The sequence below is a fragment of the Evtepia sp. genome (genome assembly GCF_056797215.1).
The window spans coordinates 57,919-82,007 of sequence record NZ_JBQILM010000003.1 but is presented as its reverse complement, the minus strand read 5'-3'; the positions used below and the strand labels follow the sequence as shown (position 1 = coordinate 82,007).

Here is a 24,089-nt window from a genome sequence, read left to right as displayed (position 1 = left end):
CAGGTGATGGGGCTATACCAAATGTCATGGTCTCCTTTTCCATGCCGCTGAAAGGTACACTGATACTTAGTTAAAATTTCACGAACTTTCTTTTCATACTCCGCCATTACAGTGCAATCCTTTCATGGCGTTCTGATAAAAACGTTACATTCAACGAAGGAACGTTCGCCTGATTCAACGCAAGCAGCTCCGGCACGGCATAGCGGACACGCTCCAGTAAGGCATCAAATGAACCAGATTCCAGAACAAGACCAGGAATGTCATCACTGGTAGCAATCCAAACCCCAGCTTCAGAATCCCACACTAAATTCACAACATAGTCCACACTTGTATCCCTCCTTCACATCCTCATTGCATTGATATACTGTTTATTTTAATACGATTCCCCCAAAATATCAACCAGACACAGCATCATTTCTCCCCAGGTCCATATCCCACTCTCGCCGTCAACATCTATCGCGCTGTCCGAACCGCCCCCGGTGGGGCGGTTTTTTCTTTACTTACCAAACAGAACGTGGTAAACTATTCTCAGTTTTCGCCCCAAGGGCGGGAAGGAGGAAACTTTTTATGGACATCACCGCGGCCTTTGGCCAGCGCGTCACCCAGCTTTCCCAGCGAGACCCGGACAAGGCCCGGCGTTTCCTCCTGCTGGGCTGGCGGGCCAACGGCCTGAAAAACCGTTTACAGCGGGGGAACCGCTCCAAGTCCGACCGGATGCTCTTCCAGGCGGTGAACGCCGCCATGGTAAACTGCCTGGCCCGGCCGGAAAAAAACGTAATGGTGAGCCTCTTCACCCCCTGTGAACCCCTGCTCACCCAAGGCCTGTTGCCCTACTCCTGTGAGGCCTTTTCCAGCTATCTCTCCGGCTCTATGGCCGAGGAGTCTTTTTTGCGCCACGCGGAGGATGCGGGCATCCCCACCTCCCTGTGTTCCTACCACAAGGTCTTCATCGGCGCGGCCCAGATGGCTCTGATGCCCCGGCCCCGCTTTATCTTAAATACCTCCCTGGCTTGCGACGCCAACACCCTCACCTTCCGCTACCTGGCCGAGCACTACGGTGTGCCCCACTTCTCCATTGACATTCCCTATGAGCAGACCCCCCAGGCAGTGGACTATGTGGCCGGGCAGCTCCGGGAGATGAGCGGCTTTCTGGAAGCCCAAACCGGTGTGCCCGTGGATGAGGCCCGGCTGATCCACACCGTGGGGCGCGGCCAGCGCACCCTGCAATTTTACAACGATTTCCTCACCCAACGGGCGGGGAAGGAGCTGCTCAGCGACCTCACCAGCGAGCTCTACCGCACCGCCGCCTTCCACCTGCTCCTGGGCTCCCCGGAGAGTGAGGCGGTGGCCCGGCAGATGGTTTTGGAAGCCCGGGCCGCAGGCCCCGCCAGGGGACGGCAGCTCCTATGGCTCCACACCACCCCCTATTGGGTGCCCCCGCTCCGCGCCCTCTTCGATCACAACCCGAAGGTACAGATTGTGGCCTCGGACATGAGTTACGAGGGCTATGTCCCCGACGCGGACCCGGAAAAGCCCTATGAGACCATGGCCAAGCGGTTGGTGTACTCCCCCTTCAACGGCCCCGCCCAGCGGCGGATTGACAAGGCCCTAGAAATCGCAAAACAGGTCCACGCCGAGGGCGCCGTCTGGTTCTGCCACTGGGGCTGCAAGCACACCCTTGGCGGTGCGCAGTTGGGCAAGCGGGCCTTTGAAGCCCAGGGCCTGCCCACCCTCCTGCTGGACGGGGACAGCTGCGACCGGGGCTTTGGCGGTGAGGGACAGGCCGCCACCCGCATGGAAGCCTTTTTAGAACTGCTCAACGCCCAGGCGGAAGGAGGCACGGCATGAATCCCACCCACTACATCTGCAAATACACCCCCACAGAGCTGTTGACTGCCCTGGGTGGAACCTGCGTCCTTCTGGACGAGGCCCCGGAAAACTTTGACCTCTCCGACCAGGTGGCCCACCCCAACCTCTGCGGCTTTGGCAAGTCCATCCTGCAAGCGGTGCTCAGCGGGGGAATTCGGGAACTGGTTTTGGTGAACTGCTGCGACACCATCCGCAGCGCCTATGACATCTTAAAGGAATATGGAAACCTGGACTTTTTGTACATGCTGGACCTGCTCCACAACCAAGGGGGCTGTTCCGTGGACCACGCCAAGGGGCAGTTGATTGCCCTGGCAGAGGCATACGGAACCTACAAGGGGACCCGCTTCGACCGGGCCGCATTCCTGGCGGCGTTCCAGCCGGAGCGCCCCCTCACCGGCCCCCACATCACCGTCCTGGGGGCGCGGATGGGGGCGGATTTGTTCCAGATGACGCAGCAGCTCCTGCCTCTGCCCACAGAGAACAGCACTTGCGTGAACAACCGCAGCGTGGGGGCCCCAGACCCGGCAGCGGAGGACTTCGACGCCCTCATGGAACAGTACGCCCGGGCCCTGCTGGGGCAAATCCCCTGTATGCGCATGACCGACAAGAGCGGCCGGAAGCAGTTGTACAACGACCCAGGGCTGCAAGGGGTGGTGTACCACACCGTGAAATTCTGCGACTACTACGGCTTTGAATACGCCCAACTAAAGGAGGAGTTATCCGTGCCACTTCTCAAGCTGGAATCCGACGGCACCCGCCAGAGCCAGGAACAGCTGCGTACCCGCTTGGAGGCCTTTGCCGAGGGCTTCCAAAGCCAGGAGGCCCCAAACACCGGCCCCGCCGCCCAGGGCTACTATGCTGGCATCGACAGCGGTTCCACCACCACCGACGTGGTGATTTTGGACCAGGACAAGAACATCAAGGCCAAGGTAATCCTGCCCACCGGGGCGGGGGCCTCTGGGGGCGCCGCCCGGGCCTTGGACCAGGCCTTGGCTGCTGCGGGGCTGTCCCAGCAGGACTTGACCGCCACCGTCACCACCGGCTACGGCCGCTCGGTGATCACCGCCGGGGACAAGTCCGTGACGGAAATCACCTGCCACGCCAAGGGGGCCCACTTCCTCAACCCCCAGGTGCGCACCGTCATCGACATCGGCGGCCAGGACAGCAAGGTCATCCGCATGGACGAGAGCGGCGGGGTGGTGAATTTCGTCATGAACGACAAGTGCGCCGCCGGCACCGGCCGCTTTTTGGAGATGATGGCCCGGACCCTAGAGCTGAGCTTGGAGGAAATCAGCAAGATCGGCTTAGACTGGAAGGAGGACATCACCATCTCCTCCATGTGTACGGTCTTTGCCGACTCGGAGGTGGTCTCCCTGGTGGCCCAAAACAAGGCCCTGCCGGATATCGTCCACGGGCTGAACAACTCCGTAGCCGCCCGGGTCGCCGCCCTGTTCCGGCGGGTGAAGGGGGAGGCGGTGTGTATGATGACCGGGGGCGTGTCCCACAACCAGGGGGTGGTGAAGGCCATCGAGGAAAACCTTGGCCTGCCCCTGTTCATCCACGAGGACGCCCAGCTCTGCGGGGCCCTGGGTGCGGCGTTGTTCGCCCTGGAACTGCCGCAGGCTTAAAACATAACATCCCTGGCTTTCCCGCACAGGGGAAAGCCAGGGAGCAGAAACCACACCTGCTGGGTTGGCATAGGGTACAGGTTCAATTTACAGTATGCTTACAATATGAGCGAACCGTCAGGAATGAAAACAGGGGGATTTCTATAACACAAGCCCCAATCATGGCATAGGGTGTCCAGACAGCCAAACTGCCAACATTCAAAAACTGGAAGTCAGTCATTGCATAGAGGATACTCGCTTGGATACTTGTGCCACTGGCGGGGAGGATGCTGCACAGCCATGTGGACAATACCCCTGGTACAGTCATACAGATCACCACCGGCGCGATGCAGAACACCAGTGATGCCGCAAGGGACGATACCGTGCTTTTGCACTTTGAGGAAAGAAACAAGGTGAAGCTGACCGAGGCCAGAACAGAAAGCAGGCCAGCAACAGCGAAAAGAACTTGCAGTTGGCCTATGTCCATGTCTGCCAACGTCACAATAGAGTACATCATCTGGATGGAGGTCTTGATACATTCCCAGCCAAACAAGCTATCAGCCAGCAGAATAAATACAGCAGCGCAAAGGATAAATGTCAGCCCAGCAATCAAGAGAGCTGCAAGTAATTTTGCGACGCCCAGGCTTGTTCTCCCGTGTTTGGTACAGCGCAGAATATCGTCCGCACCAGACTGGTAATCGGCAGAAAACACAGGAGCGGCAAGCATTACACAAAACAGCAGCACCAAAAATCCCATAATATTCTGATAGTCCATAATGGTGGAACTCATACCGGGATAGACTTCAAAGGGCTTTTCAATTTGGCGATACATTTCCACAGCTTTGTGCTGGGCCGCTTGGCTATCCGGCTGCTCCATCGCCATAAGAGAGCGCAGACGGGCCTCGCAGACGGAATAGTAATCATTGATTTTCTCCGGGTCGATTTCCATGAGCGTGGGAGCCATACCGGTGTTCGGGTCGGCAAACGCCTCCTTGACACCGTGGAGAAGCGGGGCAATGGGAAGTATCTCCCGTTCATAGACGCCCTCCGGCAAATCGTAAGACTCTGTGACACCATAGGATATAAGGCAGGCTTGATAGCTTTCGACGGCCTCCCGCACTCGCTCCGGGGTGACGATACCAGAGGCATCCGCCTGTTGTTCTTTTTCATAGGCGATAGACGCAAGCCCTGTCAAGCTGATCTCATTCCCCGCCTCGTCCGTGCCATTGCTGTAACAATAGGTGGTGGGGAGATACGCCAGCAGCGCGGAGAACAGCAGGGACAGTGCCAGCAAAATCCAGGTGCGTTTTGAGTGCAGTATCCGCTTTAATTCCAACCGCAAAATTCCCATTTAACGATACCCCCTATCACGTTCCCCGCTGCTCTGGGGGAACAGATATAAATACAAATCCTCCAAACGGGGCGCCGCCGCAACAGAATTGGCGTTGCAGGGACGCTCCGCCAGATAACGGATGGAAACACTGCCGTCATTCTCATTCCGCAGGCTGATGATCTGGAGCCTGCTTTCGTATTCTGGTACAGCGTCCGCCGGGATTGTACAGCTCCATACTTTGCCCTCTACCAGCTTTACCAATTCCTCTGTTGTTCCGGTCGCCAACAGATTGCCACCCTTGATGATAGCGTGACAGGTGGCGATATACTCCACGTCGGGAACGATGTGCGTGGAGATCAGCACAATGCGGTCATGGGCAAACTCGGAAAGCAGATTGCGGAAACGCACCCGCTCGCCGGGGTCAAGGCCCCCGGTAGGTTCATCCAAGATCAAAACCTCCGGGTCATTCAGCAGCGCTTGGGCAATTCCGACCCGGCGCCTCATGCCGCCGGAGAGTTTGGAAATTTTCTTGTTGCAGACATCCAGCAGCGAAACCCGTTCCAGCAATTCGTGTATTCTCCGCCAGCTTTGCCGCTTTGGAAGTCCTTTCAATGCGGCGACGTATGCCAGATAATCCTTGACCGTAAACTCCTGGTGAAAGCCGAACTCCTGGGGCAGGTAGCCGAACACATCACGATACTGCTCCCCCAGCGTTTGAATGGGGACGCCATCGTATATCACTTGGCCGGAGGACGGCTGCATAATTCCCGCAATCATCCGCATCAAAGTCGTCTTGCCCGCGCCGTTGGCCCCCAGCAGGCCCCACACCCCCGGCGTCAAGGCTAAGCTGATGTTGTTGACGGCTTTTTTGTCCTTGAACTGTTTGGAAACGTGGTCGATCAGCAATTCCATGTGAAAACTCCTTTCCTGTTCCTAAAATGAAAGGCACTCTTGCCTTGGCACGGTCATTGTACCAAAAACAAAAGCGCCTTTTCCTTGCTTGCTCACACGGTATTCAACTGTTTTCCTACAGACTTTCTTACGATTTCCTACAAAGCAGGAAGCGTTACGGTAAAGGTCGTTAAACCGTTCTCACTTGCCGCTGTAACTGTCCCTTTGTGGAGCGTGACGATCTGCTTCGCAATCGCAAGGCCCAGGCCCGCCCCAGTTGTTCCGCGTCCAGTGTCAAGCCGGTAAAACTGCTCAAATATCCGCTCCAACTTTTCCCTTGGAATTGTTTCACCATGATTGGAAAATTTCAAGATCAGGCCATCTTGACCGTCCTCGGCTTGAACGGTAATTTCTGTTTCGTCGTAGCTGTAAACAACTGCGTTCCGCAAAAGATTGTCAAATACTCTCTGCATTTTGTCAGCGTCACATTTCAGCATTATATCGTCCGCAGCCACAAGACGGCAGGTCAGGCCCTTTTTCTCGAAAATGGGCTGAAACTCATATACAAGCTGTTCCAGTAAGCGTGTCAGATTGATTTCACTGTATTGCAGCGTAATCGTGGACAGATTATATTTTGCGATTTCCAAAAATTCGTTTATCAAGTCCTCCAATCGTTCCGCCTTGGCAAGAGAAATCGAAAGATACTTTTCCCGCAGTTCTTCGGAAATCTGTTTTTCATCCCGCAGCAGGTTTAGATAACTGATGGATGAGGCCAGAGGCGTTTTCAAGTCGTGGGCCAGATACATAACAAGATCATTCTTTTTCTGCTCGGCAATCAGCATATCACTTTTCTGCCGGTCAAGCGTATGCTTCGCTATGTTCATTTTCCGTTCAATGGAGAGCAGTTCCGGGGCCAGGGAAATTTCCCCTGCGGTATCTCGGAGTATGGCATCCATTCCCTTGCTGATTTCCTCAAAGTATTTTGTAAACCAATGCAGGAAGATATAAAGCAGGCCAATGAATACAAACAGAATAGACAGCAGAATGATCGTGTCCATGTGACTGCGGAATACCCGGCTATACAGGTTAAGTGCTGCATCATAGTCCATACCACCAATATTTTGCAGGAGAGACATCATCAGGTTTGCAAAATTACCGCGCAGCAGAAACGAATATGTGATGTAGATGATGGCGGCAGCAATCCCCATCATAGCGATCATGCGAAGAAGAATTTTCACTCGGAATTGGTGAAACTCATGGTTGAATTTATTTCTCAATGGTATAGCCTACCCCCCATACCGTCTTGATGAATTTTGGGGTTCTGGCTGGCTCGGCCATCTTCTCCCGTAAACGCCCAATGTGGGCCATGACCGTATTGTTATTTTGCAAAAATTTCTCGCCCCATACTGCCTCAAAAAGTTCTTCGGAGGAAACAACAGTCCCTTGGTGTTCACAGAGATACCAGAGGATAGAAAACTCAATGGGGGTCAACTGCAATTCCTTTCCGAATAGAAAACACTTGTGATTATCTTTATTGATGATAAGCCCGCGAATATCATATTCATGCGCCGGTTCTTCCTGTTTTGAGGTTAAATTGTTGTATTGCATATATCTCCGAAGCTGGGTCTTTACTCTGGCAACGACCTCCAAGGGGTTAAACGGCTTTGTGATGTAATCGTCAGCTCCGATTGTCAGGCCCATGATCTTGTCTCCGTCAGCCACCTTTGCCGTAAGCATGATGATGGGATAATAGGACTTCTCCCTGATTTTTTTGCAGATTTGAAAACCGTCTGCGTCAGGGAGCATAACGTCCAATATTGCCAAGTCTAAATCCGTATGTGCGATACAGTCCAGGGCCTCTGCTCCGGTGTAGAATTTATGGACAGTATAGCCGTCGTTGGTAAGGTAAAGCTCTATGACATCGGCCAGTTCTTTTTCATCATCTACCACTAAAATGTTAATCCCCATTTTGCTCCCCCCAATTCCGTATAGTACATAAGATTATACCATAGCTTATCTCCGTTTTCTCTACGAATTTCCTTAAGATTTTTCTACGATATGTAAAATGATATCAATTACCGGGAAAGCACTTGTTGTGTTCTCCCGGTAATTTGCTTCTGTTTTGCCTTCCCCATGGGTTTTCGTGGTCTTGTCCCTATCAGGGTTCATTGCTCTCCTTCCAAAAAATAAAAAAGAGGAAAGAAACCGGCCTTCTGGCGGGATATAAGGACAAAGGGCCCTTTGATTCACAGGAAAGGAGGCCTGTATGGATACCTGGATTCACAAACTCTATCAGGACTGCGCCGCCGACCTCTTCCGCATTGCCCGCTACCGGCTGCAGGACAACCAGCTTGCCCAAGATATCGTCCAGGAGGTTTTTCTCCTTCTGCTGGAACGAAAAAAGGAGCTGAAGCACCACCCCAACCAAAAGGGCTGGTTGGTCAAGGCCATGGATTACAGAATCCTGCACGCCTTGGAAAAGCAGGGGCGGGAGCTCCCTTTGTTGGATGTCCATCAAAGCCCCGAAGCAGGGCACTCCCTGGACGAGCTGCTCCCCACCCAGTTGTCCCCGGAAGAAAAACAGCTCTTGAAGCTATTCTATGAGGACAACCTCAGCTATCAAGAGCTGTCGGCCTTGCTGGGTGTCCCGCCCGCCACCTGCGGCACCCGGCTGCACCGGGCGCGGTTGAAGTGCAAGCGGTACTTAGAGAAGGGAGGCAAGGCAGAATGAACCACTGCAACAAAGCGATTTCTGAATGGACAGAAGCGGAATTGATTCACGCCTTAGAGGAACAGTTGAACCATCCAGGGGAAACAGACGACCCGTTCCTCTTGGTCCATCCGATTTTGCAGGAACTAGACCAGCGAACCGGGGCAGCTCCGTTCGACACAGAGAAAAACTGGGAGGCCTTATCCCGGAAAATCCACGGAAAGCGTTCCCCACGCCTGCGGGGAATCCTGATTGCCGCCGTTGTCCTTCTCTGCGCCGCCCTCTGCGGTCTGGCCGCCATGTTTGGCCTGCACGAAAAACTCGCCGCCTTCTTTCACGCAGAGGGCCCGCAAGCCTCCCTGCTCCTGCCCTTGACCAACGAGCCGGAGGCATCCTACCAGAAGGACGGCATCACCATCCGCGTCTTGCAAACCATCACTGACACCATGGGCATCTATGTGCTCTATGAGATCACCGTTCCGGAAAGCGTGACCCTGCCGGATCATGTCACATCTGTCGATCACCTGCTGATCCCGGCCTTCCCCCTGGATTCCCCAGACCGGCTGGGTGGAAGCGGGAGACATACAATCTTGGAGCGTTCCCCCCACCGCGTCCTTGTGTTTAGCTATACGGTGGAAAACAATTGGAACCCCTTAGACCTTCCCGTTCGTCTGTATTTCCCCCCAACGACGGCTCTGTACGACCAGGACGGAGAAAAACAGTTCACCCTTTGGGAAGCAGAGGACCACGTGGTCCTGGAATGGCACTGCAAGCCTGTAGACGCTGTGGAAACTTGGTCCCCCGATATCCCCCTTCAAAACGGGAAGTACCGTCTGACCAAGGTACTCCTCTCCCCCATCTCCCTGATCTTCTTTCTGGACGGCATCCCCCTGGCCCCCAGCCCGGAACCCGTGACCCTTTCCTTTTCCGACGGAACCACGTTCACGCTGGACAGCAACACCTTAGACGGCGGCCATCTATGCTTAGACCCGGAGACAGGCCAGATGCGCCATTCATTCCTCTACCATTTTTCCCGTCCGATAGACATTGCGTCTGTAGAAACCATCCTGATCGGCGGGGTTCCCGTGAAGTAGCAAACAGCGCCTGTGGAGGGGAAACCTTCCACAGGCGCTGTTGTGTTCTGTCTCATTCGTCCAATTTCAAGGTGGTGGGGGACACCGTATCGAACACAATCATCCCATCGTAAGCCTTCTCCGGAACGATACGTCCGGCGTTCAAAATGGAAACGCCCACATTCAAAGAGGTCATGCTCCATGTCTGCGACAGGAGTTTTTCCCAGTTGGAGTCTTTCCTCACGGCGGAAAAGTCTGCATAATACCACGGTGCCCCTTGCTCCTGTTTCAATTCCGTCGCCAAGCGGGTCAGAGGGTCGTTGTTTTCCACGGTAACTTCGGTAAAGCTTCCATCCTCCCCCTGGGCGTTATAGGCCGTCACCGCTGCGTTGGTGCCGATGGCGAAGTACGCCCCCTGCAAATCAATCCAAAGGTTTTCCCCCAAGCTGGTATAGGTGGTCTCTCCTTCCTTGGCGATATGTCCATTGTGCCCGTTGATAAACAGGAGGCTGCCGTCGCCCTGGTCCAAATACCACTGAACCTTCCTAGCCATAAAGATGTCTCTCAGTTCATTGTATTGAAGATCAGAGGCCCCCCGCACGGTACAGCATTCAGAAAGACTGTGGGCACACTCCCGGGCAAAGGCAAACGCCCTCTCCCCCACTGCCGCTGTCATCTCTCCTTGGGCCGCGTCCATGGCTTCCAGTAGTTCCTGCACCACTGCTGTGCCCTGTTCAAACTCCTGGGCCGTGAGGTCGAACATATCGTCGTCGTTGAGAAATTCCAGGCGCTCCCGGAATACCTGGAACTCCTCCCCCAGCTCCGGGGGAACCTGCTCCAAAACCCGGAACAGGTACTCCTTGCTGGCATCTGCCCACTGGATGTCCATGCCGTAAAAGTGCAAGTCCTCCCCCTCTGGGGTGGTCTCGTTATACTGGCGCATCCAGGTGAGGATATCCGCCATCTCCTTGGTTTGGTAGATACGGAACCCGATTTGATTGGCGGCCTCCTGGGCGGTCCCCTCTCCGCCGTGGATATACTCGTCCACCGCGATGGCACTGCCAAAGTCCCCTTCAATGATAAAGCTCCGGCAGCCGTTGTTTTCCACCAATGCCTGGAACACCGCCCCCTTCATCTCCTGGTATTCCTTCACCCCGTGGCTGGCCTCCCCCAGGCCCACCACCTTTACCCCTTCCGGAACGGTAAGGCCGTCCAGGCTGGTCTGGACCAGGTCCAAGCTGGGGGCCTCCGGCACCCAAGGGGCCCACATATCCTCTGGGTTCTGCTCCCCGCAAGCGGTCAGCAGGAGGCAGGCCAGCAGCAGGGGCAGCAGTCGCTTCTTCATGTCATGTCCCCCTATTTCTTCTCTTTCAACCGCTCCGCCAGGGCTGGGTCCGGGTCCACATAGGCGGTCTGATAGGTGGTGTAAATCACCATCCCCGGCCGGGCCCCGGCGGGCTTTTTTACAAACTTCACCGGGGTGTAGTCCACCGGCACCTTCTTCCCCTCCCGGCCTTGGGAGAACCAGGCGGCCAGCATCGCCGCCTCTTGGAGGCTCTGCGGGTCGGGCTTCTGGCCTTCCGTCCACAAAATCACATGGGAGCCGTGGATTTTCTGGGTGTGGAACCAATAGTCCCCCTTGGACGCCCGTTTGGTGGTGAGGAGATCGTTTTGCAGGTTGTTCCGGCCTACAGAAATCCGAAACCCCGCCGTGGAGCGGAACTCCAAGGGCCCGGTGCTGGGCCGCTTCATCCGGTCCTTGGCCTTGGCCCGGCGGCGGAGGTAGCCGGTCTCCACCAGCTCCTGGCGGATTTCCTCCAAGTCCCGGTCCCCCTCGGCCCGGGAGAGGCTATCCAAAACGCTGTCCAGGTAACGCTGCTCCCCCCGGCCCTTTTCCAGCTGAAGGGTAAGCATCTCCTGGGCGGTCTTGGCCTTGGTGTAGCGCTTATAGTAGTGGGCGGCGTTTTGCTGGGGCGTTTTCAGGGGGTCCAGGGGAATCTCAATCTCCTGGCAATCGGGGTCATAAAAATTTTCTGTTTTCAACACCTGCATGCCCCGCTCCATCCGATAGAGGTTGGAGGTGATGAGGTCCCCGGCAACGCGGTATGCCTCCCGTTTCCCCGTCTCCGCCAGCTCCTTTTCCTGCAAGGCCAGCTTCCTGGCCAGACGGTCCCGGGCGGCGGTAAGGGGCTTGATGAGGTCCTTGCCCCGCTGCTGGACCCGGCGGGCGGTCTCCCGCTGGCCGTAGTAGTCATCCAGGAGGGCGGAAAAGCTGGGATAGGCCCTCAGTTCCGTACCAGGGCCATATTGCAGGATGGGGCGGAAGGAGAAATCCACAGGCCTGTCCTCCCGGCGCAGCATGGTGGGCTGAACCTCCCCGGCCTCTAATTTGGCGAGGAGGGCACGGAGCTTGTCCAATAGGGCCCCCGCCCCCGCCCCCACTGGGGCAGTGCTGTCCCCGAAGGCCTCAAAGGCCAGCTCCCGGGCAATCAACGGGGAGAGGCCCATGAAGCGGTCCAGCAGGAGCTTGTCCGCCGGGGTGTCCGGCCCGTAAGGGGCCAGGGCATCGCTGCCCTCCGGCAAGTCCGCGGGGGGGACCTTCCCCTCCTGGGCGGGGGGGTAGTTGTAAAACATCCCTGGCAGCAGGGGACGGGCCTGGGTGAGGTCCCCGCCACTGCGGCGCAGGCAGTCGGCAATGCGCCCCGTCTCGTCCAGGAGCAGCAAATTCGTCTTTCGGCCTGTGGCCTCCAACAGCAGGCGGCGGGACACCTTGTCCCCCATCTCGTTGGTGGTCTCCACGGTGAGCTCCGCAATGCGCTCCATGGGGGGCTGGGTCAGGGCGGTGATCCGCCCCCCGGTGAGGTGCTTGCGCAGGAGCATACAGAACATGGGGGGCTCGGCGGGGTTCTCCCGGGGGAGGTCCGTCAGCTGGAGCCGGGCCCCGGTGGGGTCTGCCGAGAACAGCAGGCGGCAGGGCCCCTCCTTGCCCCGGATATGCAGCAAAATTTCGTCCCGGCTGGGCTGGTAGACCTTGTCGATCCGCCCCCCTACCACCGCCGCCCCCGTCTCCCGCAGCAGGGCGGAGAGGCACAGTGCGTCCATAGGCATCTTCCCTCACGCTCCTTCCATCATGGTCTCAAATAACTGGTTGAGCCGCTCCGTCTCCCCCTGCAAATACAGCCAGCCAAACAGGGCTTCTAACCCTGTGGCTGTCTGGTACTCCCGGCGGGTGGCGGCCTTGGGCAGGGAATGGGGGCTGGCGTTGCGCCCCCGTTTGAACACCTGCAACTCCGCCTCGCTGAGCAGGGGCAGGAGTTTTTCCGTCATCTCCGCCTGCCGGGGGGCGGCCACATAGGCCAGGGCGGCCCGGTGGAGCTTGCCAGGGGTGAGCTTGCCGTGGAGGCAGAGCCAGCCGCGCACCATCACCTCGTAAACTGCGTCCCCCAGGTAGGCAAGGCCCAGGCTGCTCATGGCCAGCAGGTCCTGCTTGTCCTGGGTGATATGAAAATAATCCATTGTGTTCTCCATCTATTCTTCGATCCTTGGTATGCCCCCCGTCTGGAACTGAAACACCAGGTAGGGCCGGTCCCCCAGGGCCTGGACACGGGCAAAGCAAAACACCGGCGGCAGGGGGAAGGGCGCCTCCGGGTCCCAGGGCCAGGCCAGCTGGAAGCCCTGGGGGCGGGGGCGGTACAGGGGCCGGGGGGCCAGCTCCGCCGCCTGGGCCAAGGCCGGGTCGTGGGGGAAGAGAGCCCCCAGGCCCAGGTCCCGGCTCCACCCCTTGGGCGGCGTCCCGGCGGCGGGCTTCACAGGCCGCACCAATCGGGCCCCGGTGATGGGCCAGCAGCCCTTTTTCTTCAAGGTCTCCACCAAAAAGCTGCGTTCCAGGCGCAGGCAGCCCCCCTCCGGGAGCATGGGCCCCAAATCCAGGTCCCCATTCTCCCCCAGCAGCAGCCCCCGGCACAGGCCGGTGGCGGTGGTGCGCACCTCCATATACAGGCGGACCCGCTCCCCCATCTGGGTGCAGAGCAGGTGGCCGTTTTCCAGCGGGAACCGCGTCTCCATCCCCATCCCCCCTTTGCAGCGCTCTGTTAGGGAGAGTTTATGCGCCCTGGGGGGCGTCCATGCCTCAGGGCTGGGGGTTCATCAAATCGCTGTAGTAGCTCTCGGCATTGTACAGGGCCGCCACAGGGTTGTGGCCTGTCACCCGGTCCTTGGTCACCAGGGTGGTGGTGATGCCCTGGGCGTGTTTATAAAAGAGGCTGTCGTGGCCCACGCACAGGCCCATAACGATGTTCAGCTCCGTCCCCGCCTGGTTGAGCAGCTCCGCTTGCAGCACCGGGTTACAGGCGATGTGGCCGGGGCCGTGGTGCTCCGGGGGGATGCCCAACGCATCCTTGGCAAGCTCTCCCACCTTACAGCCGACGCCGTACACCTCGAAGCCGTTGGCCCGGAGGATCTTCGCCAGGGTCCGGCTCTCCCGGATCAGCCCCACGCAGGTGGCGATGCCGATTTTATGGAAGCCCATGCGCCGGGCAAACTCCACCGTCTCCCGGACCCGGGGCCACTGGCGATACCCCGCGGCCTCCACTTCCGCCGCCACCTGGGCCAGTTTTTGATCCTCCGGGTCGTCCAGATACCGGGCTAAGGCCGCCTCCCGCTGCTCCGCCCCCAGGGCCTGGCTGGGGCAGAACCCGGGGTAGGGACGGTCCCCGTGGGCATCGCACTGGGTCACGGCGCAGTCAATACAGGAGCGCTGGATGCCCTCGCTCATTGCTTCGCCTCCCGGTCCCGCTGGATCAGCAGCTTCAAGGCCTCAATGCTCAGGCGGACGGACTGTTCCACGTCCTCCGACTCCGCCTGGTCCAGCCCCGCTTTCTGCCGCTCCTGGTTCCAGATCACGTGGAAGGCCGAGCCGCAGCGCACCCCCAGGGTGGCGGCCACGGTGAAGAGGGCGGCGGACTCCATCTCGCTGGCCAGGACCCCCAGGCGCTTCCAGGCCTCCCACTTGCTTTCCAATTCATAGGACACGGGCATCCGGCTGGGGGAGTGCTGGCCGTAGAAGGAATCCTTGCACTGAACCACCCCGGCGTGCCAGGAGGCCCCCATAGCACGGGCCGCGTCCACTAGGGCGGTGAGCACCTGGTAATCCGGCACCGCCGGGAACTCCATGGGGGCGTATTCCCGGCTGGTGCCCTCCTGGCGGACTGCCCCGGTGGCAATCACCAAATCGTTGCTCTGGACCTGTAGGGCAATGCCCCCACAGGTGCCGGTGCGCACAAAGGTATCCGCCCCGATGGCCACCAGCTCCTCCATGGCGATGGCAGCGGAGGGGCCGCCGATGCCCGTGGAGCAGACGCTGACCTTCTCCCCCAGAAGGGTCCCGGTGTAAATATTAAACTCCCGATTGTACGCCACCTGGACGGGGTTGTCAAAATACGCCGCGATGGCGGCACAACGGCCGGGGTCCCCCGGCAAAATGCAATAACGGCCCACATCCCCAGGGCCGCAGTGGATGTGAAATTGCAGCTCACGTGTTTCCTTGTTCATAAAGCCTCCTGTTCCCGCTGGATGCGCTTGCGCGCCAAATACCCTTCCAAAATCAAGCTGGCCGCCACAGCGTCCACCTTGTCCTTCCGCTTGATGGCCCGGACCCCCTGCTCCCCTAAAATCCGGTGGGCGTCCACGGTGGTGCGCCGCTCGTCCCAGAGGACGACGGGCAAGTCCGTCCGCGCCCGGAGCCGTTGGGCCAGCGCCTGGCACTTCTCCGCCCGGGGGCCGATGGTGCCGTCCATGTTCAGGGGATGCCCCAAAACCATTTCCTCCGCCCCCTGCTCCCGGGCCAGGGCCAAGAGCTGCTCGATCACCGCGTCCTGCTTGCGGCTCTTGATGAGAAAGGTCCGGCCGGTCAAAAAGCCGGTGGCGTCGGAGAGGGCCACGCCGGTGCGGTTGTCGCCATAGTCAATTGCCATGATCTTCATGGATGTCACGTCCTCGTCTCCCCGCCGGGGCGGGGTCCCATATTGGGAAATAATATGGTATCATTATAACAAACTGGGCGGGGTTGTCAACGGCGGAACATTTCCACCTATATTTCATTTTTACCTTGAAATACAGGGGCGTATAATGACAAAACTGTCACCGGCCAAGTCACGCTCCCGTCACCTGGCCGGTGTATCCTGAGACCATCAACCCCAGGGGGCACCCCTGGCGGAAAGGAGCGAGCATGTATGGAAATCTTACGCTGTGAACATCTCTCAAAGGTATACGGCAGCGGGAAAAACCAGGTGGTGGCCCTAGACGATGTATCCTTCTCTGTGGAGAAGGGGGAATTCGTCTCCATTGTGGGCCCCTCTGGCAGCGGCAAGTCCACCTTGCTGCACATTTTGGGGGGCGTAGACCAACCCACCGGCGGCAAGGTGTTCCTGGACGGCACCGACCTCCACAGCCTCAGGGAGGACCAACTGGCCATCTTCCGCCGGCGGCAGATCGGGCTGGTGTATCAGTTTTACAACCTGCTGCCTGTGCTGAACGTGGAGGAGAACATTGTCCTGCCCCATCTGCTGGACAAACGGGGGATGGACTGGGAACGGCTGGACAAAATCGTGGAGCAAATGGGCCTGACTGACCGGCGGCAGCACCTGCCCAACCAGCTCTCCGGAGGCCAGCAGCAGCGGGTGAGCATTGGCCGGGCCTTGTTCAACCATCCCGCCATCGTCCTGGCCGACGAGCCCACGGGAAACCTGGACCAGAAGAGCGGCCGGGAGATCATTGCCCTCTTCCAGCGCTCCAACCGGGACCTGGGGCAGACCCTACTGCTCATCACCCACGACGAGAGCATCGCCCTGCAAGCCGACCGGATGATCTGCCTGGAGGACGGGCGCATCACCCGGGATGAGCGCATCCGCATCCTGGGGGGTGGGCAGCCATGACGAGACCCAGAGCGCCCAGAAATATCGTCCACTATGTCACCGGCCAATATATGCGCCAGAACAAAAAGCGGAGCTTGACCACCTTCTTCGGCATCGTCTTTACCGTGCTGCTGATGACCTGCGTATTTGTGGGCCGCGAGAGCGCCATCACCTACCTGGAAGAGGTGGCGTCCCAGAAAAACGGCAAGTGGCACTACACCCTCTATGACATCACCCCCCAGAAGCGGGCCGAGCTGGAAGCCCTGCCCTATGTCAGCGGCACCGCCGCCGCCCTCTCCCTGGGGCTCACAGACTTCCCCGCCTCCGCCAACCCGGAGCGCCCCTACCTCAATGTCAAGGCCTATGAGCCCCAGGCCATCTCCTGGAACAACATCCGCCTTACGGAGGGCCGCTTGCCGGAAAACGGTGGGGAAATCCTCCTAAGCAGCGCCTGCCTGAAAGACGGCAGCGGTGTAACACTGGGGGACTCTATTGACGCCAGGTTCTTCCAGCGCAGCATCACCGGCCTCCCAGGCGCCGACACTACCAAAACCTATTTCCCCGCCCTATCCCTAGAAATCGCCCGGGGGGAGACCAAGGACTTGCCCCTGACCTTCCCCCACTTCCCGGAAAACAACGACTTTCGCATCGACCTATTGTGGACCGGCCAGTGGGGCCACTACACCGTGGTGGGCTTTATGGAGCCCCCCTCCTTTGAGCCCAGCTATGCCGCCGGCTACACCGCCCTCACCCTGGCGGAGCCGGACAGCTTGGCTCTGGCAGAGAGCTACAGCCTCTTCCTACAGACCTCCACCAACCGGGACACTCCCGCCGGGGCCCTGTCCCTGCTGTGGCAGATCGCGGGGGAGGAAAACGTGGAGAGCAATGACTCTCTCCTGGCCTTCTCCGGCAACAGCTCTGACAGCACCATGAACCTGATGGTAGACCTGATGACCGGGTTCTTCCTGCTGCTGATTCTGGCGGTGTCGGTGGTGCTGATCTACAACGTGTTCAACATCTCCTTCCGGGAGCGCAGCCGTTACCTGGGTATGCTCTCCTCCGTGGGGGCCACCGCCCGGCAGAAGCGCAGCAGCGTATACTTTGAGGCGGGTATCCTCCTGTTGGCCGCCCTGCCTGTGGGCATCCTGGCGGGGTTCGGGGTGGTACTAGGGGGGCTGCGGATTATGGAACCCTACGTAGTCCAACTGGTCTACGGGGGCGTCCAGCAGGAGGCCCCTGCCGTGTCCCTGACCATCTCCTGGCAGGCCCTGGCGGCGGTGGCCCTGGCCAGTGTGGTCACAGTGCTCCTCTCCGCCTTCCTCCCCGCCTGGAAAATCGGCAAAATCGGCCCCATTGCCAGCATCCAGGGCGGCCATGTCCTCCGGGCCCGGAAAGGCCGGGCCAAGACCCACATCCGGGGCGGCGCCGAGGGGATGCTGGCCCACAGCTTCCTCCACCGGCAGGGCCGGAACCAGCGCAGCCTGTTTCTGGCAGTGACGGCGTTCCTCCTGGTGCTGACGGTGGCCTCCTTCGGCGTCAGCCAGGTGATCGGCATCATCGAATACAAAGCCGATGCCCCCGTCAGCCTGGATGTGGCAGTCCAGGAGCGGGACTGCATCCTCCACTACGACCGCAGCAGCGAGGACGGCCCCGCCTTCTACAACGCCCTGAAGCAGGCGTTGGAAACCCGGCCGGAGGTGGCATCCCTCAAGCCGTGGTACAGCAGCATGTTTGCCCTGGATGTGGACACCAGCTTTTACAGTGAGGAGTATTGGGCCGCCTTCCTGGACATCGCGGAGGAATACCTGGGCCAAGGGTTCAGCCGGGAGGAATTGGAACAAAAGTACGTGCTGGACCGCAACTGCACCGTAAACCTCCTGGTCCCCGACGACGAAACCCTCCGGCAAATCGCCAAGCGCTGCGGGGCGGACCAGGCCCTGGTGTTTGAGGGCCAGGGGGCTATCCTGCTCAACGAGGTCCAGCTAGACACGGACAGCTATGGCTTTGAGCTCCGGGAGCCCCGGCACTACCGCTACTATGACATCCAGCAGCCCTCCGCCTGCCTGCCCGGGGACAGCTTCCCCGTCACGGTGTACAACGCTGCCTTGGAGCAGGTGGCCCCCGCCCAGCTCACCCTGGCCGGGTATGCCAACAACGACCAGTGCAGCCCCTTCTTCTCCGTCCACGGGGGCACCCCCTGGCTGTTGCTGAGCCGCCAGACGGCAGAGCAGTTGGCCCAGGGGGCGGGGTTTGGGCAGTTGGCGGACTGGCTGTCGGAAGAACTGCACATCCAACTGGCCCAGGGGGCCGAGGACTATGTGGACTACCTGCGCCAATCCACCGAGGGCTCGTCGGTGATGTATCTCTCCGCCTGGAACGACCCGGACTACCCCCTCTCCATCACCCAATCCCTCTGTGCCATCCTACGGGTGCTGTTGGTGGCCTTTGTGGCCCTGTCCTCGGTGGTGTGCCTGCTGAACTTGTGGAACGCCATCCACGGCCGGATGCTGGAACGGCGGCGGGATTTTGCCGTGCTGCGCTCCGTAGGGGCCACCCAGAGGCAGCTGGAAAACACCCTAGTGCTGGAATGCCTGGGCATCCTGGGGAAGGGGCTGCTTCTCTCCGCCCTGCTCTCTGGAGGGCTGATCTATCTGATCCACCGCCTGCTCAGCCAGCTCTTCGGCCACCTGGCCTTCCACCTCCCCTGGGGGATGCTGGCCTTCGCCCTGCTCTTCACCACCGGGGCGGTGCTGCTGCTGACCCTGCTGTGCTTCCGGCGGGGACGACTACATCCCCAAGCCCTTCCGGGTGCGGGAGCTCCTGGCCCGGATGGGGGCCGTCCTGCGCCGGAGCACCCCCGGCCAGCCAGGGGCAGCTGCCCCGGTGCTGGTGGGGGCCAACCAGGTGGACCTGCAAACGGGCAAGGTCTACCGGAACGGCCAGGAGGTGGTGCTCACCGCCATGGAGTATAAGCTGCTGCTGGTGTTCCTGCGCAACCGTGGGCAGCTCCTCTCCCGGGGCCAAATCTTAAACCAGCTCTGGGACGCCGCCGGGGACTACGTCAACGACAACACACTCACCGTGTATGTAAAGCGTTTACGGGAAAAGCTGGGGGAGGGTGTCATCCAGACGGTACGGGGCATCGGTTACCGGCTGGGCTAGGGGGGACTGTATGGAACTGCTATCCCTGGCCCTCCCCCTCCTCTTCCTGGGGGCAGGCCTCGCGCTGAACTCCGTGCCGGTGCTGGCCCTGGGGCTGGTGGTGTTGGCAGCCCTTCAACTGCTGGCCCATCTGCGCCGGGAGCGCCAGTTGGCCCGGCTGATCCGGGAGCTCACCCAGCTCCAAGACAACATCCTCCCCCTGGACCACTGCCAGGAGGGGAAGCTGGGCATCCTCCACAGCGAGCTCTACAAGCTTGTGACCCAGCTCCGGGCCCAGGCCACCGCCGCGGACCACGGGAAGGGCTACCTGGCGGACCTTTTGGCGGACATCTCCCACCAACTGAAAACGCCCCTAACAGCCATGGGCATTTTGATGGACATTTTGGGCTCCCCGGAGCTGGCGGAGGAAACCCGGCTGGAAACAGTGGCCAAGGTGGAGGCCCAGCTCAACAAGGTCAACTGGCTCATCCGCAACCTCTTGGTCCTCTCCCAGCTGGACGCCAATGTCCTGGAATTAAAGCCCGCCCCCTGCGACCTGTGCGCCCTGCTGGACAGCGTGTGCCAGTCCGTGGAGGTACTGGCCGAGGTGCAGGGGGTGGAGCTGCGCCGGCACTATGGCCCCGGCCCCATCCCCCTGTCCTGCGACTGGGGGTGGACCCGGGAAGCCCTGAGCAACCTGGTGAAAAACTGCGTGGAGCACAGCCCTGGGGGCTATGTGGCCCTCTCCGTGCTCCACCACAACCTCTCCACCACCATCACCATCCAGGACAACGGCCAGGGCATCCCCAAGGAGGAGCTCCCCCACATCTTCCAGCGCTTCTACAAGGGCCGCAACAGCACCCCCAACAGCGTGGGGCTGGGCCTGGCCTTGGCCAACCAGCTGGTTTTGAAGCAAAACGGCATCCTCAGCGCAACCAGCCAGGAGGGGGCGGGGACCTGCTTCACCGTTAAGTTCTACTCCACGATCCAGCTATAAAAAATACGCCCGCCCTGGACAGCCTGTCCCAGGGCGGACGTTTGCTTGCGGCGCCGGCTTGCTCAATAGTTGTCGGCCTTGACCTCGAAGAAGGACTGGGGATGCCCACACACCGGGCACTCCTCGGGGGCCTCATTGCTGTACTCCAAATGGCCGCAGTTGCGGCAGTACCAGACCTTTACGGCGTCCTTCTTGAACACCTCGCTGGCTTCCAGGTTTTCCAGCAGCTTCAAATAGCGCTCATAGTGGGATTTCTCGATCTCCGCCACCCCGGCGAACATGTCGGCGATGCGGTGGAAGCCCTCTTCCCGGGCCTCCTTGGCCATGCGCTGGTACATGGAGGTCCACTCCTCGTGCTCCCCCTCAGCGGCGGCCATGAGGTTCTCAGCGGTGGTGCCGATGCCCCCCAGCTCCTTGAACCAGAGCTTGGCGTGTTCCTTCTCGTTGCCGGCGGTCTCCTCGAAGAAGGCGGCAATCTGCTCATAGCCGTCCTTGCGGGCCTGGGCGGCGTAATAGGTGTACTTGTTGCGGGCCTGGCTCTCGCCGGCAAAGGCCTCCCAGAGGTTGGCCTCGGTCTTTGTGCCTTTCAGTTCCATGATCTCGGCTCCTTTCCGTATCCATTGTTATTGTGTATCGGGCTTGTCCCATGATATCAAATACAGGGTGGGAATGCAATACCCTTGTTTCTTCCTGGGCCCTCCGGGGCCTTTCGGGGAAAAGCCTTGACAGGGGCAGAGGGGCATGGTAACATAAACCATGTCGGGGACCGGAGCCGCCTGGATCAGGCTAAAGCCGGCTCCCGGCTCTCTTTTTTATCAGGAAATGGGGGAAACGGTCCATGGACCCGATAAGAATCTTGCACCTTGGCCTGGGCGACAGCTACTACGGCACAGAGAGCGTTATCTTAAACCTATACCGCCACATTGACCGCGCCCGGTACCAGTTCGACTTCCTGGTGAGCCACCACTTCCAGGCCATCGAATATGAGGCGGAGGTGGAAGCCCTGGGGGGGCACGTTTACCGCCAATACTATAAGTTCTATGAGAAGGACCAGCCCGGCTACCTCTCCCCCATGGACTTTTGGGCATCCCACCCAGAAATCCAGGGGGGGATCCACTATAACTTGAATGCCTTTGGGGTCTGGCACCTGCAATTCCTCAAGGCCGCCAAACAACTGGGCTATCCCATCCAGTTGGTCCACTCCCACAACGCCCTCCACGGCGCGGACTCCCTGGCCATGGCCCGGACCCAGCTGCAAGCCACCTTACTGCGCTCCCTGGCGGTGCGCAACAGCAACTGCCGCATCGCCTGCTCCCAGGACGCAGGCCACTGGGGCTTTGGGGGCAGCAGCTTTGAGCGCTTCCCCAACGCCGTAGACGCCGGGCGCTTCGCCTTTGACCCAGAGGCCCGGGCACGCCTGCGGGCCCAGCACGGCCTTCAGGACAAGCTGGTCCTGGGCTTTGTGGGGCGCCTCACCAACCAGAAATACCCGGAGTTCTTATTGGAAATCCTCCGGGCGGTGAACCAGCTCCGGGAGGACGCGGTTTTGGTCCTCCTGGGCGAAGGGGAGCTGCGCGGCACCATGGAGGAGATGATCCAGGCCTACAAGCTGGACAATGTGCGCTTCATGGGCTGGGTGGACAACCCCCAGGAGTGGATGCAGGCCTTTGACCTGCTGCTGCTGCCCTCCCGCCACGAGGGCTTGGGTCTGGTGCTGGTGGAGGCCCAGGCTGCCGGCCTGCCCTGCCTGGCCTCGGACCAGGTGCCCCAGGAGGCCAAGGTCACGGACCGGCTGCGCTATCTCTCCATCCAGTCCCCAGAGCCCTGGGCCCAGGCCATCCAAACGGTGGATTTCTCCTACGACCGCCGGAAAGGCCGGGAGGCCGTGGCCGCCGCCGGGCACGACATCCAGGAGAATGCCAAGCGTCTGGAAGCCATCTATGACCAGCTGCTGCGCCAGCATCCCCTGGGCTCCGCCAGGGGCAACACACCCTGAGTTCCTTTGCTGCATAACTGGAGGCCCTATGTCCCGAACGGAAAATTCCCTGCGAAACATCAAATTCGCCCTGTTCTTCCAAGCCGCCAGCATTCTGGTGGCCTTCCTCACCCGAAAGGTGTTCGTGCTGGTGCTCACCCAGGAATATCTGGGCCTGGACGGCACCTTCTCCAACATCCTCACCATGCTCTCCCTGGCAGAGCTGGGCATTGGCGGGGCCATCACGTACAGCCTATACAAGCCCCTGGCCCAGGACGACCGGGCCCAGATCACCGCCCTCATGGCCCTGTTCCGGCGGGTGTATTGGAGCATTGGGGGGATTGTGGCCCTGCTGGGCTGCGCCCTAGCGCCCCTGCTCCCGGTGCTGATCCGGGACATGCCGGACCTGCCCCACATCTATCTCATCTACATGCTGTTCGTCCTGAACACGGCGCTGTCCTATTTCGGGGTCTATAAACAGTCCCTAATCATCGCCGACCAGCGGCAGTATATCACCTCTACCTGCCATTATGGGCTGAAGATGCTCCTCTTCCTAGCCCAGGCCCTGTTCCTCTGGCTGACCCACAACTATTTCGTCTACCTGGGCCTCATGCTGGGGGCCACCTTGGCGGAAAACCTGATCCTCACCTATCAGGCCAACCGCCTCTATCCCTACCTGAAAAAGGCCACACCGGACCCCCTGCCCCAGGAGACCAGGAAGGACATCCTGCGCAACACCAAGGCCCTGCTCACCCACCGGGTGGGGGGCATCGTGGTGTTCGGCACGGACAACCTGCTGATCTCCGCTTTCGTGGGGGTCATCTCCGTGGGCCTCTATTCCAACTACCTGATGGTCACCAACGGCCTCAAGACCGCTTACGGCCAGCTCTTCCGCTCCCTCACCGCCAGCGTGGGGAACCTGGGGGCCACCAAGGACTCTGGGCAGGCGGCGCTGCCGGTCTACTGGAAGGTCAACTTCGTGGGGGGGTGGCTCTTTGGCTTTTCCGCCATCTGCCTGGCGGTGCTGCTCAACCCCTTCATCGACCTCTGGCTGGGGGAGGCCTTCCTCTTCCGCCAGGAGATCGTCTGCCTCATCGCCCTGAATTTCTATGTGACGGGGATGCGGGAGGCCACCTTGACCTTCCGGGATGCGTACGGCCTCTACTGGTACGACCGCCACAAGCCCATTGCGGAATCCCTCATCAACCTGGCCGTCTCCGCCGCCCTGGCCATCCCCCTTGGGGTGGCGGGCATCTTCCTGGGCACCTTCATCAGCACCATGACCACCTGCTTCTGGATCGAACCGGTGGTGCTGTTCCACTATGGCTTCCACGCCCCGGTGAAGCGCTATTTTCAGGAATACGCCGTCAACACCCTGGTCACTCTGGCCACAGGGGCGGTGGTGTGGTGGCTCTGCACCCTGCTGCCTGGCAGCGGGATGGTCCTGTTCTGCGGGAAAGCCGCCGTGTGCCTGGTGGCCGGGAACCTGGGCTACCTGTTGGCCTACCACCGGCGGGAGGAGTTCCGTTATTTCCTCCAATTGGCATCGGGCATGGTGCGGCGGTTCAAACGGTAGCTCCAA

23 protein-coding genes are annotated in these 24,089 nt (G+C 59.8%); 10 read left to right on the top strand and 13 right to left on the bottom strand.

Annotated elements, in window-relative coordinates; translation table 11 throughout:
* Window positions 1-106: 106 nt before the first annotated feature.
* A complete protein-coding gene (locus ACTOZL_RS01505) occupies window positions 107-325 on the bottom strand; it encodes a DUF1902 domain-containing protein (protein ID WP_482476302.1) in 219 nt (72 codons plus the stop codon).
* A 242-nt stretch (window positions 326-567) separates the two neighbouring features.
* On the opposite strand from ACTOZL_RS01505, the gene ACTOZL_RS01500 reads away from it, so the two are divergent.
* Both ACTOZL_RS01500 and ACTOZL_RS01495 read left to right on the top strand, forming a co-directional pair.
* Window positions 568-1,848: a 2-hydroxyacyl-CoA dehydratase subunit D gene (locus ACTOZL_RS01500; protein WP_482476300.1), complete on the top strand. Its 1,281-nt coding sequence runs from the start codon at window positions 568-570 to the stop codon at window positions 1,846-1,848.
* A complete protein-coding gene (locus ACTOZL_RS01495; RefSeq protein ID WP_482476299.1) occupies window positions 1,845-3,497 on the top strand; it encodes an acyl-CoA dehydratase activase in 1,653 nt (550 codons plus the stop codon). Before ACTOZL_RS01500 ends, ACTOZL_RS01495 begins: the two co-directional genes overlap by 4 nt.
* A gap of 82 nt (window positions 3,498-3,579) precedes the next feature.
* Here the strand turns inward: ACTOZL_RS01495 and ACTOZL_RS01490 are convergent, their stop codons facing one another.
* From ACTOZL_RS01490 to vanR, 4 genes are all read right to left on the bottom strand, one after another.
* Window positions 3,580-4,827: an ABC transporter permease subunit gene (locus tag ACTOZL_RS01490; RefSeq protein ID WP_482476298.1), complete on the bottom strand. Its 1,248-nt coding sequence runs from the start codon at window positions 4,825-4,827 to the stop codon at window positions 3,580-3,582.
* Entirely contained in the window at window positions 4,828-5,721 is an 894-nt protein-coding gene (locus ACTOZL_RS01485; RefSeq protein ID WP_482476297.1) for an ABC transporter ATP-binding protein, read from the bottom strand.
* Between the two features lie 137 nt (window positions 5,722-5,858).
* Entirely contained in the window at window positions 5,859-6,983 is a 1,125-nt protein-coding gene (locus ACTOZL_RS01480) for a sensor histidine kinase (RefSeq protein ID WP_482476315.1), read from the bottom strand.
* Complete coding sequence (vanR, locus tag ACTOZL_RS01475; protein ID WP_482476295.1) at window positions 6,967-7,668, bottom strand: VanR-ABDEGLN family response regulator transcription factor; 702 nt, start codon at window positions 7,666-7,668, stop codon at window positions 6,967-6,969. The genes ACTOZL_RS01480 and vanR overlap by 17 nt, the downstream gene beginning before the upstream one ends.
* A gap of 298 nt (window positions 7,669-7,966) precedes the next feature.
* Between vanR and ACTOZL_RS01470 the strand changes: the two genes are divergently transcribed.
* Window positions 7,967-8,431 carry an RNA polymerase sigma factor gene (locus tag ACTOZL_RS01470; RefSeq protein ID WP_482476294.1) on the top strand — a complete coding sequence of 155 codons (465 nt, stop codon included), beginning with the start codon at window positions 7,967-7,969 and terminating at the stop codon, window positions 8,429-8,431.
* Entirely contained in the window at window positions 8,428-9,504 is a 1,077-nt protein-coding gene (locus ACTOZL_RS01465; RefSeq protein ID WP_482476293.1) for a DUF4179 domain-containing protein, read from the top strand. The genes ACTOZL_RS01470 and ACTOZL_RS01465 overlap by 4 nt, the downstream gene beginning before the upstream one ends.
* A gap of 52 nt (window positions 9,505-9,556) precedes the next feature.
* Here the strand turns inward: ACTOZL_RS01465 and ACTOZL_RS01460 are convergent, their stop codons facing one another.
* From ACTOZL_RS01460 to ruvX, 7 genes are all read right to left on the bottom strand, one after another.
* Complete coding sequence (locus tag ACTOZL_RS01460; protein ID WP_482476291.1) at window positions 9,557-10,828, bottom strand: erythromycin esterase family protein; 1,272 nt, start codon at window positions 10,826-10,828, stop codon at window positions 9,557-9,559.
* Window positions 10,829-10,839: 11 nt separating this feature from the next.
* Window positions 10,840-12,591 carry an Rqc2 family fibronectin-binding protein gene (locus tag ACTOZL_RS01455; protein WP_482476290.1) on the bottom strand — a complete coding sequence of 584 codons (1,752 nt, stop codon included), beginning with the start codon at window positions 12,589-12,591 and terminating at the stop codon, window positions 10,840-10,842.
* Between the two features lie 6 nt (window positions 12,592-12,597).
* A complete protein-coding gene (locus ACTOZL_RS01450) occupies window positions 12,598-12,999 on the bottom strand; it encodes a Mini-ribonuclease 3 (RefSeq protein WP_482476289.1) in 402 nt (133 codons plus the stop codon).
* A gap of 12 nt (window positions 13,000-13,011) precedes the next feature.
* Entirely contained in the window at window positions 13,012-13,548 is a 537-nt protein-coding gene (locus ACTOZL_RS01445) for a hypothetical protein (protein ID WP_482476288.1), read from the bottom strand.
* 64 nt (window positions 13,549-13,612) lie between these two features.
* Entirely contained in the window at window positions 13,613-14,257 is a 645-nt protein-coding gene (locus ACTOZL_RS01440) for a DUF1847 domain-containing protein (protein WP_482476287.1), read from the bottom strand.
* Window positions 14,254-15,033 (bottom strand): uridine phosphorylase, encoded by a 780-nt coding sequence (gene udp, locus ACTOZL_RS01435; RefSeq protein WP_482476286.1) that lies wholly within the window; start codon window positions 15,031-15,033, stop codon window positions 14,254-14,256. Before udp ends, ACTOZL_RS01440 begins: the two co-directional genes overlap by 4 nt.
* Entirely contained in the window at window positions 15,030-15,464 is a 435-nt protein-coding gene (gene ruvX / locus ACTOZL_RS01430; protein WP_482476284.1) for a Holliday junction resolvase RuvX, read from the bottom strand. Before ruvX ends, udp begins: the two co-directional genes overlap by 4 nt.
* Before the next feature lie 249 nt (window positions 15,465-15,713).
* Here ruvX and ACTOZL_RS01425 point away from each other — a divergent pair, with 249 nt between their 5' ends.
* Genes ACTOZL_RS01425 through ACTOZL_RS01410 form a run of 4 tightly spaced genes read left to right on the top strand, consistent with a single transcriptional unit; the run spans window position 15,714 to window position 20,532 of the window.
* Window positions 15,714-16,415, top strand: a complete 702-nt coding sequence (locus ACTOZL_RS01425; protein WP_482476283.1) for an ABC transporter ATP-binding protein — start codon at window positions 15,714-15,716, stop codon at window positions 16,413-16,415.
* On the top strand, window positions 16,412-19,366 hold the full coding sequence (locus ACTOZL_RS01420) for an ABC transporter permease (protein WP_482476281.1): 2,955 nt from the start codon (window positions 16,412-16,414) through the stop codon (window positions 19,364-19,366). Before ACTOZL_RS01425 ends, ACTOZL_RS01420 begins: the two co-directional genes overlap by 4 nt.
* Window positions 19,299-19,556, top strand: a complete 258-nt coding sequence (locus ACTOZL_RS01415) for a winged helix-turn-helix domain-containing protein (protein WP_482476280.1) — start codon at window positions 19,299-19,301, stop codon at window positions 19,554-19,556. Before ACTOZL_RS01420 ends, ACTOZL_RS01415 begins: the two co-directional genes overlap by 68 nt.
* Window positions 19,557-19,566: 10 nt before the next feature.
* Window positions 19,567-20,532, top strand: coding sequence for a sensor histidine kinase (locus ACTOZL_RS01410; protein WP_482476279.1), 966 nt, complete (start codon window positions 19,567-19,569; stop codon window positions 20,530-20,532).
* Window positions 20,533-20,594: 62 nt separating this feature from the next.
* On the opposite strand, the gene rbr is transcribed toward ACTOZL_RS01410, so the two are convergent.
* Window positions 20,595-21,128, bottom strand: a complete 534-nt coding sequence (rbr, locus tag ACTOZL_RS01405; protein WP_482476277.1) for a rubrerythrin — start codon at window positions 21,126-21,128, stop codon at window positions 20,595-20,597.
* Window positions 21,129-21,370: 242 nt separating this feature from the next.
* On the opposite strand from rbr, the gene ACTOZL_RS01400 reads away from it, so the two are divergent.
* Window positions 21,371-22,528 (top strand): glycosyltransferase, encoded by a 1,158-nt coding sequence (locus tag ACTOZL_RS01400; RefSeq protein WP_482476276.1) that lies wholly within the window; start codon window positions 21,371-21,373, stop codon window positions 22,526-22,528.
* Between the two features lie 28 nt (window positions 22,529-22,556).
* Window positions 22,557-24,083 (top strand): lipopolysaccharide biosynthesis protein, encoded by a 1,527-nt coding sequence (locus ACTOZL_RS01395; RefSeq protein WP_482476274.1) that lies wholly within the window; start codon window positions 22,557-22,559, stop codon window positions 24,081-24,083.
* Window positions 24,084-24,089: the final 6 nt, after the last annotated feature.